Here is a 15,518-nt window from a genome sequence, read left to right as displayed (position 1 = left end):
TTATATTTTAAGTATTCACTTAACTATTTAATTATCTAGTTACGAAGTACTTTAAAGTTCTTATTAATTGGTTAGTGTATGACATTTCGTTGTCGTACCAAGCAGCAACCTTAACTAATTGCTCTTCTCCAACTGTCATAACCTTAGTTTGAGTTGCATCGAATAATGAACCATAAGTGATTCCGATTACGTCTGATGAAACTATTTCATCTTCAGTGTAACCAAATGATTCATTAGCAGCAGCAGCCATAGCAGCGTTTATTTCTTCTACAGTAGCTTTCTTGTCTAAAGTTACAACTAATTCAGTTAATGAACCAGTAACAACTGGAACTCTTTGAGCACCACCATCTAATTTTCCTTTTAATTCTGGAATAACTAAACCAATTGCTTTAGCAGCTCCAGTTGAGTTTGGAACGATGTTAGCAGCAGCAGCTCTACCTCTTCTTAAGTCGCCTTTTCCGTGAGGACCATCTAATGTATTTTGGTCATTAGTGTAAGCGTGGATTGTAGTCATGAATCCTTTTTGGATTCCGAATTTATCGTTTAATACTTTAGCCATTGGAGCTAAGCAGTTTGTAGTACATGAAGCACCTGAAATAACTGTTTCAGTACCATCTAATATATCATTATTTACGTTGTAAACAACAGTCTTGATGTCACCAGTTGCAGGAGCTGAGATAACAACTTTCTTAGCACCAGCTTGTAAGTGTAAACCAGCTTTTTCTTGTGAAGTGAAGAATCCAGTACACTCTAAAACTACGTCAACGTTTAATTCTTTCCATGGTAAGTCTTGAGGGTTTCTTTCAGCTGTAACTTTAATTTCTTTTCCGTTAACTACGAAAGCTCCTTCTTTAACTTCGATTTCTCCGTTGAATCTTCCTTGTGAAGAATCATATTTGAATAAGTGAGCTAAAGTCTTAGCATCTGTTAAGTCGTTGATTGCTACCACGTTGAATTCTGGGTTTTCAATCATTAATCTTAATGCTAATCTTCCTATTCTTCCAAAACCATTAATTGCTACATTTACCATTTGCAATTACCTCCTAAAAATAGTTATATTTAAAATTTAAAAAATTTTAAGCTTATTTAGTATGATCCTTAATAAACTCCATAATTTTTCGTCCAGCTGCTTCATCTGTTACTAAAACTGCATTATGATTATTCATCATAGTGGCAATAATAGCATCTACTTTATTTTCCCCAGCTGCAACTGCAATATGTGTGTTAATTTTTCTTGCTTCATTAATATTTATTCCAATTGAAGTATTTTCTGATACTACCTTTGAATCTTTATTAAAATAACATCCAAATGCTTCACCAACTGCTCCAAGGGATTTTAATTTATCATATTCTTCCTTTGAAACATCTCTTTTTTCTGCCATAACTAGTGCATCTCCAATACCATAAATCAAAATATTTGCTTTATGAATATTGTCAATAACTTCTTTTATTTCCTTTTCTTTTAACAAAGTATCTAAAAGATTTAAGCTAAGGTTCTCTGGAATATGAAGCAATTTATAAGAACCATTTAATTTTTGTGCTAAAGATGCTGCTAAAGTGCTTGCTTGAATTTCAACTTTTCTTCCCATACCACCTCTAGCTGGTACTACAAGAATATTTGAAAGACTACTCATCTTTGGCATAGATTCTACAAACTCTTTAATAGTATTTCCACCTGTTATAGCTATTATGTTATTATCTTCTATAATAGATTTTAAATAATGAGCTGTAGCTTTTCCAATTTCTTTTAATATTGTTTGATTTTTTTCAACATCTCCTGGAACAATTATTACATCTTTTAACCCAAGGAAGGATCTAATGTTTTCTTCAATATCTGATAAACCCTTAATTTCATGAATGAAATCCTTAAGTTTATTAACTATTTCTTTTCCCTCCTCAGTTACTGTCATCCCTGGAGTATTAATTTCAATTAAATTTTGAGATTTTAAAAAATTTATTTCTGTTCTAACTATTCTTTCCCCAAGATCTAATTGATTTGCTAAAACACGTCTTCCAATAGGTTGATTGTAATATATAGTCCTAAGAATACTATATCTCTTTTCCAGGACTTCTACAAGTTCAGGAACTATTTTTTTCTGCAAAGACAATATTTCCTGCACATCCAACCCTCCTCTTTGGTCTAAAAAGGTCCCACATATTATTTATATGTCCCACATTTATTATTATAAAACACTTCTATAAATTTTAAAAGTACTTTCTTTAAACTTTTCCAAAACTTTTTACAAAATTTAAGTATTTTACGTTTAAAAAGGAAAGTTAATGCAAAGTAAACTTATACATTTAACTTTCCTCTTTTAAGCAAATTTTATTCTATTCTTTTTCTTTTACTTGAAGATTTTATTCCAAGCTCTTCTCTATATTTAGCTACTGTTCTTCTAGAAATATTTAAACTTTTTTCATTTAAGTAATCACAAATTGCTTGATCTGATAAAGGTTTCTTTTTATCCTCTGCATCTATTAAATCTTTTATTTTCTTTTTAATATTAACAACAGCAACTTCTTCTCCATCACCTTGATTTTTGCTTAGACCTGTTGTGAATAAATCCTTTATTTTTATAGTTCCAAAGCTAGTTAGTATATATTTATCTTTAATAGCTCTACTTACTGTTGATTCATGAATACCTAACAGTTCAGCCATTTCTTTTAAAGTCATAGGCTTTAGATATTTTTGCCCATTATCAAAGTATTCCTTTTGATTTTCAACTACTTTTTCTAAAATTCTAAGTAAAGTGCTTTTTCTTTGCTCAATGCTTTTTATTAAAAACATTGCACTATTTAATCTTTCTTTTACATATTTTTCTGTATTTTTATCATCTTTGTTATTTAGAATATTCTTATATAAACTATTTATAGATAATCTAGGTATCACACCTTCATTCATAATAACAAAATATTGCCCATCTATTTTTCTAATAGCTGCATCAGGAATTATAAACTTAACTTCCTCACCAGTATAAAATCCTCTTGATGGTTTAGGTTCAAGTTTCTTTATTATATCACCTAAATCTTGTGCTTCTTTTGGGGTTATCTTTAAATTTTTAGCTATAACATTATATTTGTTATCTGCAATTAAATCTAGATATTCGTCTATTATAATTTCTAAATTTTCATCCAGCATACCCTTTTTTATTAATTGAATTTTTAAACATTCTTGTAAATCTCTAGCCCCAATTCCATCTGGATCTAAATCCTGAAGTACTTCTAAAGCTTCTTCTCCCAATTCTAATGAGATATTTAGCTCCTTACATATCTCCTCTAAAGGCATGTCCAAGTATCCTCTTCCATCTATGTTTTCTATCATATAAGAAACAATAGCTTTTATATACTCATCTTCATCAGCTTCAATTAATTGTTCTTGCAAATATTCAGTAAGAGATTCTTTTTCAGAAATGAAGTTAAAGGGCGACACATCATCATCCTTATTATATTCACCATAACTTTGAGATCCGTAATTATCGAATTCTAAGTATTTAATCATTTCCTTATAATCTATTTTATCTTCATAAGCCTTTTCTTCCTGAACAAAATCAAAGTCACCTTCAAGAATAGGATTTTCTAAAAATTCATTCTCTATATATTCCCTTAAGTCGTAAGTTGACATTTGTAGAAGCTTTATAGAAAGCTGCATTTGTTGGGTCATTACCAGTCTTTGTTCTTGGGTAAGATTCAAATTAAAATCTAGTTTCATAAAATAACACCTTCATTCAATAAGCTACAACTTTTGCTTTTAGTATTAGTAATAACTTTTCCTTATTACTAGTATAAACAATAAGTAAACGTTATAGCAAGTCCATAAAGCACTTTTCTTTAATTAATTTAAACAGATTTAGAAATATTATCTAATTAATACTACATAATTTATATAAAAATAAAATTAGTTAAGTAACTCTTTAATAGCTCCTTAACTAATTTTATAATCATATTATTATTTATTTAAGAAAAATAATCCACAAGCTCCAAGTCCAGAGTGGATACCAACTGCACATCCTGGAGTAGTTTCTATATATTTAATATTATTTTCATCTAAATATTTTTTAAGTTCACCTTTAATTTCTGGGCTTTCTATTTCTATTAACATAACTGGTTCATTCTTATCAACATTTGAGTTTTCATATTCAGAAATTATTTTTTTAATAACCTTTTTATTTCCTCTTACCTTATCCTTAGCCACCATCATGCCATTCTCAAAACCAACTATAACTCTAAGACCTAAAGCTGTTCCAATTACTCCAGCAGTCTTAGATATTCTACCGCCTCTTACTAAGTTTTCTAAGGATTCAAAACATAATGATGCATTCATCTTAGGAATCATCTTTTCTATTTCTGCTTTAATTTCTTGTGGGCTTAACCCCTTATCTCTAAGTTCACAAGCCTTTAATACAAAGAAGCCTTGAGCTGATGTTATAACTTGAGTATCTATTATAGTTATATCATCTGATTCCACCATTTCCTTTGCTATACAAGCTGAATTGTATGTTCCACTCATATTAGAAGACATAAGTATTGCAACTACTTTATATCCCTCATTTATAGCTTTTCTAAAATATTCTTCAAATCTACTTGGAATTATTTGAGCAGTAGTTGGTAAAACTTCATCTTTATCAATTTTTTCTAACATTGTCTTTAAGTCGATTTCATCTCTATCTACGTAGCTTTCATCTCCAAAGTTAATTAAAACTGGTAAAATGTCAATATTATTTTTTTGAATCAATTCTTCTGGAATATCTAAACAACTGTCTGTTAATATTTTTATCTTTTCCATTCTTATTCCCCCTAATTATTTCATTTCAGGAAAACCAATTTGCCTTAATGCCTCATATGCTACAATAGCTACCGTATTTGAAAGATTTAAGCTTCTTGTACTAGTTTTTATCATTGGTACTCTTATTCCTTCGTGAGCCTTATGTACATCCTCCGGAACTCCTGAAGTTTCTCTTCCAAACATTATAAAGTCTCCTTCCTTAAATGAAACTTCATCATAATGTTCTCCACCATGAGTAGTGGCTAAAAATATTCTTTCTCTCCCATATTTCTTCATAAAATCTTCATAGCTTTCATGAATTTCTAATTTTAATTCACTCCAATAATCTAACCCTGCTCTTTTTACTTGCTTATCATCTATTTTAAATCCCATAGGTTTAATTAAATGTAACTTTGAATTAGTCAAAACACAAGTTCTCGCAATATTTCCTGTATTTTGAGGTATTTCTGGTTGATATAATACTATATTTAAATTCATTTTCATAACCTCCAACAAAAAAGTAAGATGTAATCATCTTACTTATTTATTACCATATTAAAAATAATACTATATGAAAACTTATTAGTCAAAGTCATTTATCATTTGTTCACAGAATATTTTCTTAAACAATATATAAAATACTATTTTCTCCAAAATCCTTGTTTATTCTCTCAGCAAAAAACTCTTTTACCTCTCTCATATCATCATCTTTATATATATATTTACCATATCCAAACTGTCCATATTTAAATTTTCTTTCTTCTTCATTCATTGGTAATGTAGAATCTTTATATATGGTAAGGATATTATTTTTTGCTCTTTCTGTGAATCTATGAGTTATTATTTCAAAAGTAATTTTTTCACCTTGAAATTCAGCTTTAACTTTGTCTAGTAACTTACTATAATCATTTTTCCAGCCTTCATATATAAATATAGGAGCTATTAAAAAACCTATATCATAACCATCTACCTTTACCTTCTTAGCGGCTTCAATTCTTTTATCAGCACTGTCAGTTCCATGTTCATATCTTTTTATTATTTCTTGAGAGTTTATACTAAATCTAATTGTAGTATGATTATTATGATTAAGTCCTATAAAAGGTTCTACATCTGAATATTTACTTACAAATCTAAATGCTGTATGATCATTACTACCAAAAGCCTCTATAGCTTTACTCAAACCATGAGTATATCTTTCTACAGGAATTGGATCTGATGTAGCTGAACCTTCAAATATTGTTACATAAGGTAATCTTTCACTTGCATATTCAAAAGCCTTGTTTAAAATATTATCTATATCCACATAAATCTTTACATAAGGTCTTTTTCCAAGCTGAGTGTTTAAATAACAATATTCACACATTCCCATACAACCACTTACTAATGGTAACTGATAATGTGCTGAAGGCTTACAACTTTGAAATTTTGCATTTCCTTTAACTCCAACTACTAAAGTTCTTTTTCCATCAAAAAATTTTTTTACAGCATCATCTTTAGGTCCATTTACTCTTCCTGTTTTATTAACTTCAATTTGTATACCTTGTTTTTTAAAGTTATTAAAAAGCTCCTGACCTAACGAAAAACCTAAAGCTTTTTCTTCAAAAACTACTTTTTGTGGTATAAACATAATATCACCTCTTATTTATTATGCTTATAAACAAAATAATACATACTAAAAGTTAAAGTTTAAAAATCTTCTTTATTGCTTTAGCCACTCCATCCTCTTTATTTGTATCTGTAATATAATCTGCTAAAGCTTTAACTTCTTCTATGGCATTTCCCATAGCAACTCCAAATCCAGCATATTCAATCATTGATATATCATTTTCGTTATCACCTATACAAACTATTTCTTCTCTTTTAAAACCATAATAATCTGCTAAAGCTTTAACTGCATTTCCTTTTGAAACACCCTTATTATTAATTTCTACACTTCTAGCTCCTGAACCAAAATAAACAACATCTTCTAATTTATTTAATTCCTTTTTTAATACTTTAATTTTATCTGGATTTGAAGAAAAAGCTATACATTTTGTTATTTGACCATTAGTTTTTTCAAAAAACTTCTTCCATTCCTCTATATTTTTTATAACATGATAATTTATTTTTAAATTATCATACCCAACTTGCTTAGTCATATATACTTTAGTTAAAACTTTAGTTAATGGATTTCCACAGTAAATTCCATCTACAGTATAAAAATGAAAATAAAATTTCATTTTATATAGCATTTCAACAAGCTTTATACATTGTTCTGTTCTTATAGGATTTTCGTATATAATTTTATTAGTATGCTTTTCTCTTACAATAGCACCATTAGCGGCAATAACAGGTGACTCTACTCCAAGAAGATGAGAGTAATATGCTGCATTATTATATATCCTACCTGTAGTAACAACTATTTCTACACCTTTTTTATGAACTTTTTCTATTACATCTTTACTTTCTTTAGATATTCTTTTCCCTTTTCCAAGCAAAGTTCCATCCATATCTATGCAAATCATTTTGTATCCCATAAAAAACTCCTTTGCCTCTTTTATTATATTAATAATATCATTAGCATTAATTTTCTACAATAAACTTAAAGTTAAATAAAAGTAAAAAAGAGGCTATTTAAAATAGCCTCAAAATAAATATATTATTATTCTTATTCAGTTGGTTTCTTATCTGCATCTGTATTAGGCTTTTGTTGATCTTGATTCTGAGACTCTTCCTTTTTAGGATTTTCCTTTTCTTTCTTTTTAGTACCTTTTTTTATAACAGTATCAGTTGTCATATAAACATCTGTAGCTATAAATTCTCTATTAACCTCAACTCCATTTTCATAAGTAACTTGATAAGAACTTGCCTTGTATCCTGGCATTCCATGAATAACAACCTTTTCAGTTCCTTCTTCCATAGTTGGATCATCTTCGTACTTAACTTCTGGATTATATTTTTCGTGAACTTCATTTACAAGCTCATAAGTCTTGTTACCCATTGCTTCAACATTTCCATATACAGCAAAGCTAACTACTCCACCACTAACGTATCCTTGAATATATACTGGAAAATCATAAGTATTAACAAACTTATAGTCAACATATGGGTTTGCTACTGTAGCATCTAATCCTGGCTCTGAATAAGAAACTGTTAAGGAGTGATTCATTCTTTCAGTAGATCTAATATTTGCTCTCATAACAGCTCTATATAATGTAGTTGATACTTGACAAATACCTCCACCATAATCTGGTACTATTTTATTTCCAACATAAGTATTAGCTTTTTCATATCCTTTATCAGGAGTTGTATCTCCAATTAGGGCATTGTAACTAAATTCTTCACCAGGCATAACTATAGTTCCATTAATTATACTAGCAGCTATCTCCATATTTCTAACTCTTCCATCACCAGTATTAGCATAATTACTACTATAGCTACTTATTTTTCCTGTTATTTTATTTAAATCTTCAGCTTTTATATTAGCTTCTTGTTCTTTTAACTCTAATACTATTTCTGCTTCATGATGAGGGTCACCATTAATATTTTCTATTAAAGATTTATGAAGTTCTTCTTTATCTATAGTCTTTCCTGACTCTTCTGGGGTAACTGATATATTTCCTGAATTAATTTCTATTGAAGCATCTTTAGGCTCAATATTAAATTCCTTCATAACCTTATCTTCAAATTCTACTAATGCTTCTTCATTGTATTTTATTTCAGCATCAATATTTATTTCTTTTCTACCCTTTATTAAAGAATTTTTGGCAAATACACCTTTATCCTTACCATAAGCTAATGCTTCCTCAGCTATTTCCTCAATATTATAAGTAGGATTTAACGAATTATAAGTTAATTCTAAGCTTTTGTCTCCTACTAATACTTTTAGCTTCTTGTCCATAATTACCTGTGGTAATTTTTCTTTCAATAGGTTTACTGCCTCTTCCTTACTCAATCCCCCTATATTTACACCATAAACATTAATTTCGGGATAAATTTTATCTTCCCAGGTTGCAACCTTCTTATTAATTGAGAAAATATAACTGATAATTCCTATTACAACAATTAAAAATAAAACCCCTACAGAAATTAATGTCTTTTTGTTTATTTTTTCCACCTGCCCCACTCCTTTCAAACTATGCTTAATAATTGATATGTCTATATTATTATATTATATTTTCTTACTAAATTTAATATAAATATCTTAACATTATTTAAATATTTTTATAAAGTTATAACTAATTTATTAATTTACAAAAAAATAGATGGAAATCTATACCCAACAATGTAGATAATAGAATTTTCATCTATTTTTATTACAAATTTATACTACAACCTTACTTCTAACTTGTGATGTTTCACCATCATAGTCAAAAGCTTCTATAGACACAGTAATAGGCACATTAGTTTTTACCGGTAACTCAGAAAGTCTAATTTCAAAACTTGTATCATCTTTATCAACAGTGCCAATCCAATATCCATTTACAAATAAGTTATAACCTAAGAGGTCTGTATCAGTGTTCTTATTCCAATTTACTTTCAATCTTCCATTTTCTTTAACTGCTCTTAATCCCTTAACTTGCTTTGGTTGCATTAAAAGATCTAGGCTATCCGGTCCCCAATTGGCATCAACGGGATTGCCAACTCCCTTAACTGTTTCACCTTCACTATATTGCCAAATCCTCCATCTAGTCCATCCTCCCAGATTCGGTGGATATGGGGGATTTACTGGAATATTAGTATAAAGGGCAATCCACAAAGGCATACTCTTTAGAGGTTGGGTTCCATTTGGCAATTTAAAATCATTATATAATTCAATAAAAAATGCTCCTGTGTATAACATTAATCTTCTTCTAGTCTTTTTCTCAAAACATTTTCTAAATCTTTCAACCCAATCTATTAAAGCTTTTGTGCTAATCTTATTGTCTACAGGAGTTTCAACATCTAATACTGGAAATAAATCCCCATAATTATTTTTTCCAAAGCCTTCTTGTAATATGTTTATGAAGTCATTACATTGTGAATCCGCAGTATTTAAATCATATGAAGGCACAGCAAAGTGATATGCACCAACTGGTATCCCATAATTTCTTGCTGATTTTGCAAACTCTAAGAATTTTTTATCTACTCTAAATCTACCTGATCCAGAGCCTGAAGCCCTTAAATACAAAAAGTCAACAGTTCTTGCTAAGGTTTGAAAATTAACATTCTGAGTATATTCATTTATGTCTATTCCAAAAGTACTATTAGGGTTTTTATTTTGCATTTTTCCTCCAAGAAAAATAATCTCTATACTAGTTTATTAATTATATTCTTATTGGTTACTTTAATCTTTAATTAATACACTTTAACTTTATAAAAAAGCTTACATCATTTCCAACACACTCAGCCCATATTTTCCCCTTATGTAATTCAACTATGTTTTTAGATATAGCAAGACCTAATCCACTTCCTTTAGTATTTGAATTTCTAGCTTCATCTAATCTATAGAATCTATCAAATAACCTTTCTACTTTTTCCTTTGGAATATTTTCTCCCTTATTTTTAATAACTATATTTACATAACCATTATTTTCGTAGGTTGATACTACTACTTCCCCTGGTTTAAATGAGTATTTTATAGCATTAGAAAATAAGTTTTCAAATACCCTAACCATTTTACCCGCATCTATTTCAACTATAGATTTTTCATCTACAAACCTTTTAACTACTTCTATTTGATTTTCTTCAAATACTGGAATATATTCTTCAATAATTTGAGATAAAAATTCAACTATATTTACTTTATTTTTATCTAAAATTATCCCTCTATTATTTAGTTTAGTATACTCAAACAAATCTTCTATTAATTCTTTAAGCTGATTTGATTTATTAAAAGCAATATTCAAATATTCCTTCATCATTGCCTCATCTTCATATTTCCCATCCTTTATTAAGCCTATATATCCCATTACAGATGTTAATGGAGTTCTTAAGTCATGAGAAACATTAGTAATAAGTTCACTTTTAGTTTTTTCTGCTCTTCGCTCAGCTTCAATCCTACTTTCAATTTCAGAAGCCATATTATTAATATTTTCTGCTAAGTTTTTTATTTCATCTTTACCTTTTTCCTCAACTCTATAAGATAAATCTCCACTAGAAATTATTCTAACTCCAGATGCAATTTCTTCAATATACTTCATTTTTTTATTAGTAACTATAATAAATATAGATATAAATATAATTACTGATAAGACTAATGCTAAAAAGGAATTTGTATCAGTATAGTAGTCATAAGATAAATATGGAGTTGGAGTTTCATAGTAAATAAGATAAGCTCTGTCTCCTTCTATTTTAACTGGATAAATAACTACTCTTTCTGCTCCTTCATCTTGTATATTATTACTTCTGTCTAATATATTATAAATATCTAATTTATCTTGGACATCACCATTAACCTTATAAAGAATTTTTCCATCTAAATCAGTTAAATAAATTTTTGCTTTTCCATTATTATAGTTGTTTAATATTTCTTTAATGGCATTTTCATCATCTAACCCATTGACTTCATATCCATGTTCTCCACTTAAATTTTTAGCAATAGAGTAAGCATTTGATTGAATTTGTCCTGAATCATACTCAATTCTAGTAATTGTTCTATTTTTAGCTAGCATATTGTTTGCAAAACCATAAAATAAAAAAGAGGCTACAAAACATATTGCAAATACTACCATAAGCTCAAATCTAATGCTTTTTTCTATTCTTCTATATAGCCATTCTAAAAGTTCCCTAAGCTTTACTCCTAGCTTTGAATTATAAAATTTGTATATTAATCTAAAAAAGAAGTTTCTTAATCTTTTAAACATGCCAATCTTCTCTTTTTTCACTTTTTCCTTCTTTTCTTTTTTTCTACCTATCAATTTTATAGCCTACCCCCCATACAGTTTTTATATATTTAGGCTTTCTTGGGTCATCTTCTATTTTTTCTCTAACCTTTCTTATATGAACCATAACTGTATTATCTGATTGCATAAAGTCTTGTTTCCAAACACTGTTGTATATATTTTCTATGCTAAATACTTTACCTCTATTACCTCCAAGTAAAGTTAATATATCAAATTCAGTTGGAGTAAGTTTTATCTCTACTCCATCTTTAAAAACCTCATGAGTTTCTAAATTAATACTTAATTCATCTATTTCCAATATATTTTCAGCTTTTTCTTCTACTTCTAACTTAGATATTACATTATTGAATTTTTTATATCTCCTAAGCTGAGATTTTACTCTTGCAACTAATTCTAATGGATTAAATGGCTTTGTTAGATAATCATCAGCACCTGTGTTTAATCCTAAAATTTTATCTATATCTTCTGATTTAGCAGATAGCATAATTATTGGCATTTCTCTTTCTTCTCTTATTTTTAAGCATGCCTCTATACCGTTAACTTTAGGCATCATTATATCTAGTATAATTAAATCAACATCATTTTCACCTAAAATACTTAAAGCTTCTTCACCATTTTCAGCTTTTAATGTTTCATATCCTTCGCCCTTCAAATATATATCTATTAAATCTCTAATTTCCTTTTCATCATCAACTATTAAAATTCTTTCTTTACTCAAAATATACACTCCCCTTCTTTTATAAGATTAGTTTATCATACTCTAAGCCTATATCTATATTCTAGTTACAATATCTTAATAATAAAATTCATATTTCCTTAAAAAAATCTTAAATGTTGAGTATTTGTTATTTTTTGTTCCGTCGCATTCGCTCCAAGTCACCAAAACACCATAATTACTCAACTACCACTAAAGGAACTCATTAATTTTTATTAGGAATGAAAAATACTGCACTTATGAAAATGCAGCATTCATATTAATTATAAATTTTTATATTTATCCGGTATATCCACTTATAATTCTATATTTATTTTCTCCTGTTTTTTCTATATCTATAAAAGTTACTTTGTTTACTATCCAGTTATCTTCTTCTAAAACACCATTCCCTGCATACCATGGACTTTTTTCATTTGCAGCTTTTATATCATAGGAAATACATACAGTAAAAATATATTTCCCTTCTGACGTTAAAGAAATACTGTTTATTTTGCTTTCAGATACAGATAGTTCCGGTTCTTTATTTATTCCATTGTTTAAATTAAAAAACCAATCAGTACTATGCAATTTTATATATTCTTCATAAAGTTTTTCTCCTATAACTTCTTTATCTGTTTCATTTATTTCAATTTCAGGATAAACTAGGCTACTATCAATATATCCACCATGTATTTTAACTACTCTAATAAAATCTTTTCTATCTATTTCAGTTACAAAAGTTTTATCCTCTTCACTTGAAATTTTTTCTTTCCATTTTATTAATACTTTTTCTCCATCAAAGCTCATGATTTTTCGTAATAAATCATTATTAATTTTTGCTTCACATATATTTTTATTTTGCTTAATAAGCTTACTATCAATTATATAATTTTCTTCACCAATAATTATCTCTATAGGTTCTTGCATTCCTATCCAGTGAGCTGGATAAATTAAATTTATATCATTACTAGAAATTCTAAGCTTATCTCTACTTAAGCTAACTAAAGGATCTTCTAAAATTGAATTTAAAGCATTTTTAATTTCATCATTCTCTCCATTGTATAAGCATATTATTTTATCTTTAAAATAAACTTGTTTGCTATTTCTTAATTCCTCCATATTTATCAAAATATAATCTGTAGCATAAGAAATTTCTCTATAATCATCTTCGTTAAGTAAAGAAATCTCACTTAAGGCAGCTCTTTCATCATTATATTCATAAACTTTCAGTTCTTCATCATTTACTTTTATAGTGTATCTTTTTGCAGAGTATCCATTATCCTTAGTAGTCAAAGTATTTTTACCAACTTCTTCAACTTTTAAGCCAAAATTACCGCCTAAATATTTTGTGAAATTTATATATGAAATCTCTTCTACTGTTTTTTCTACTACATTATTTTCTTGGTAATTTAAATCATTATATATCTTTTTAATATTTTCCATTGTCTTGTTATCGACTGTATATTGAATTCCATCAATATTAATAATATTTCCTACAAAGTAAATATTATATTCTTTATTACCTTTTAAAATAATACTAACTTCCCACCCATTATATATCCCTTGCTTTTTATCCTTTACTTTTATTGAATTAATGTAATCTATTATCTTCTTAATATCCTCAGTATTATCAATTACTTTTTCCTTAGGTGGCGATGGCATAACCCTTATAGTTACTTCTTTAACTTTTGAACTATCAACTAAATTTAATTTCTCACTTGTTAATTTATTTGTTAATAATACTGCTGATAAAATCACTATAGCTATAGCCCCTAAAATTGCAGTCTTATAAGTAAACTTTTTATTTTCTGCAATAAATTTAATTCTATCTTTAAGTGATTTTTTATTTGTAACCATAGAAGTAGTTCCTGGAACAGTACTCCTTATATTAATTAAATGAAGAACATTAAGTATTGTATTTCCATACTTAACATTTTCTTCGTTACTTAGTTTTGATAAAACCATTTCATCACAGGCTGCTTCACAATCGTATGTCATTGTATTTAATCCTATATAAATTATAGGATTAAACCAATTTATAGTTTTTGCAATATATCCTAACCATGATATTACTACATCTTTTCTTTTATAATGACAAAGTTCATGAAGTATTATATATCTCATTTCCTCATTATCAAGATTATTTACCATATTTAATGGAATTAAAATCTTAGGATTTATTATTCCACATAAACTAGGACTATTAATTTCATTAGTAATTCTAACCTGTATATTTTTATTTATATTTAGAATTTCTCTTTCCTTACTAATATCAATTTTGAGATCATAATTTTTATATTCTCTGTATTCTTTGCTTATCTTTAGTTTTAATTTTAAATATGAAATTAGTATTTTAGATGTTATTATAATTACTCCAATACCCCATATAATAAATAGGATTTCTTTATATAAAAAGTTTATATTTTCTTCCTTCAGATTATTGTTCACTTCATTATTTGAAATTAAGTTATTAGATTCTGTATTTAAATCAACTTTATTATCTGCAGGTGAATTTACAATATTAGAAATATTATTATTTAGTTCTTCGTTTTGTAATTTATAATTGTTAACTGATAGATTGGTTTCTTCTTTTGATGTGATACTTATTAAATTAAATAAACTAAACTTGCTTTCAGGTCCAAATGGGATTAATAATTTTATAATTAATATAAACCATAAATAATATATTATAGACTTTTTCATATGTTCTTTCAGTAGTAATCTAATTAATAAAATTAATCCTACTAATATGCTTCCAACTATGGAGGATTCTATAATAAAATTCATTATTTATCCTCCATATCTAACTTGTTATTTAATATATCTCTTAATTCGTTAATATCATCTTTAGTAAGTTTTTCACTTTTAACTAAATTAAGAACCATTTCATTTAGTGACCCATTAAATACTTTCTTTAAAAATGATTGACTTTCTTCTTTTATACATTCCTCTTCTGATATTAAAGGATAATAAAAATACTCTTTTCCATTTTTTCTAAAGCCTATTGCTTCTTTGTTTAAAAGTCTATTAATTAAGCTCTTTACTGTTGTATTTTTCCATTCTTGCTTCCCATTAAGACTTTCAATTATTTCATTAGCCGTTATTTCTTCTTTTGACCATACAATTTTCATTACTTCCCATTCTGCATCTGATATTTTAGGTAACTTACTCATAATACTCTCTCCTTTAATTACAAGTG

The 15,518-nt window shown here is 27.7% G+C and carries 13 protein-coding genes; all 13 read right to left on the bottom strand.

Going from position 1 to position 15,518, the window contains the following annotated elements; genetic code table 11:
* Nucleotides 1-31: 31 nt before the first annotated feature.
* The 13 genes from gap to BN6774_RS05675 all read right to left on the bottom strand — a co-directional run bounded on the left by gap (nt 32) and on the right by BN6774_RS05675 (nt 15,492).
* On the bottom strand, nt 32-1,030 hold the full coding sequence (gene gap / locus BN6774_RS05735) for a type I glyceraldehyde-3-phosphate dehydrogenase (protein ID WP_066891137.1): 999 nt from the start codon (nt 1,028-1,030) through the stop codon (nt 32-34).
* Between the two features lie 52 nt (nt 1,031-1,082).
* On the bottom strand, nt 1,083-2,120 hold the full coding sequence (locus tag BN6774_RS05730; RefSeq protein WP_066891134.1) for a sugar-binding transcriptional regulator: 1,038 nt from the start codon (nt 2,118-2,120) through the stop codon (nt 1,083-1,085).
* Nucleotides 2,121-2,326: 206 nt separating this feature from the next.
* The gene (gene rpoN, locus BN6774_RS05725; RefSeq protein ID WP_066891128.1) at nt 2,327-3,709 is read right to left on the bottom strand and encodes an RNA polymerase factor sigma-54; all 1,383 of its coding nucleotides are present in this window, start codon (nt 3,707-3,709) and stop codon (nt 2,327-2,329) included.
* A gap of 237 nt (nt 3,710-3,946) precedes the next feature.
* Nucleotides 3,947-4,783 carry a DegV family protein gene (locus tag BN6774_RS05720; RefSeq protein ID WP_066891125.1) on the bottom strand — a complete coding sequence of 279 codons (837 nt, stop codon included), beginning with the start codon at nt 4,781-4,783 and terminating at the stop codon, nt 3,947-3,949.
* Between the two features lie 15 nt (nt 4,784-4,798).
* Complete coding sequence (locus BN6774_RS05715) at nt 4,799-5,260, bottom strand: tRNA (cytidine(34)-2'-O)-methyltransferase (RefSeq protein ID WP_066891122.1); 462 nt, start codon at nt 5,258-5,260, stop codon at nt 4,799-4,801.
* 124 nt (nt 5,261-5,384) lie between these two features.
* The gene (gene splB / locus BN6774_RS05710; RefSeq protein WP_066891119.1) at nt 5,385-6,389 is read right to left on the bottom strand and encodes a spore photoproduct lyase; all 1,005 of its coding nucleotides are present in this window, start codon (nt 6,387-6,389) and stop codon (nt 5,385-5,387) included.
* A gap of 52 nt (nt 6,390-6,441) precedes the next feature.
* Nucleotides 6,442-7,278, bottom strand: a complete 837-nt coding sequence (locus BN6774_RS05705; protein WP_066891116.1) for a Cof-type HAD-IIB family hydrolase — start codon at nt 7,276-7,278, stop codon at nt 6,442-6,444.
* Nucleotides 7,279-7,409: 131 nt separating this feature from the next.
* Nucleotides 7,410-8,858, bottom strand: coding sequence for a VanW family protein (locus BN6774_RS05700; RefSeq protein ID WP_235829585.1), 1,449 nt, complete (start codon nt 8,856-8,858; stop codon nt 7,410-7,412).
* A 207-nt stretch (nt 8,859-9,065) separates the two neighbouring features.
* Nucleotides 9,066-10,007: a glycoside hydrolase family 25 protein gene (locus BN6774_RS05695; protein ID WP_066891113.1), complete on the bottom strand. Its 942-nt coding sequence runs from the start codon at nt 10,005-10,007 to the stop codon at nt 9,066-9,068.
* Between the two features lie 67 nt (nt 10,008-10,074).
* Nucleotides 10,075-11,586 carry a sensor histidine kinase gene (locus BN6774_RS05690; RefSeq protein WP_066896457.1) on the bottom strand — a complete coding sequence of 504 codons (1,512 nt, stop codon included), beginning with the start codon at nt 11,584-11,586 and terminating at the stop codon, nt 10,075-10,077.
* A gap of 43 nt (nt 11,587-11,629) precedes the next feature.
* A complete protein-coding gene (locus tag BN6774_RS05685) occupies nt 11,630-12,343 on the bottom strand; it encodes a response regulator transcription factor (RefSeq protein WP_066891110.1) in 714 nt (237 codons plus the stop codon).
* Nucleotides 12,344-12,619: 276 nt separating this feature from the next.
* A complete protein-coding gene (locus BN6774_RS05680) occupies nt 12,620-15,106 on the bottom strand; it encodes a M56 family metallopeptidase (RefSeq protein WP_066891107.1) in 2,487 nt (828 codons plus the stop codon).
* Nucleotides 15,106-15,492: a BlaI/MecI/CopY family transcriptional regulator gene (locus tag BN6774_RS05675; RefSeq protein ID WP_084766902.1), complete on the bottom strand. Its 387-nt coding sequence runs from the start codon at nt 15,490-15,492 to the stop codon at nt 15,106-15,108. The genes BN6774_RS05680 and BN6774_RS05675 overlap by 1 nt, the downstream gene beginning before the upstream one ends.
* Nucleotides 15,493-15,518 lie beyond the last annotated feature (26 nt).

It is taken from the genome of Clostridium nigeriense, assembly GCF_900086595.1.
Taxonomy (GTDB): Bacteria; Bacillota; Clostridia; order Clostridiales; family Clostridiaceae; genus Clostridium; species Clostridium nigeriense.
The sequence above is the reverse complement of the archived record's forward strand: the minus strand, read 5'-3'. Positions and strand labels throughout refer to the sequence as shown.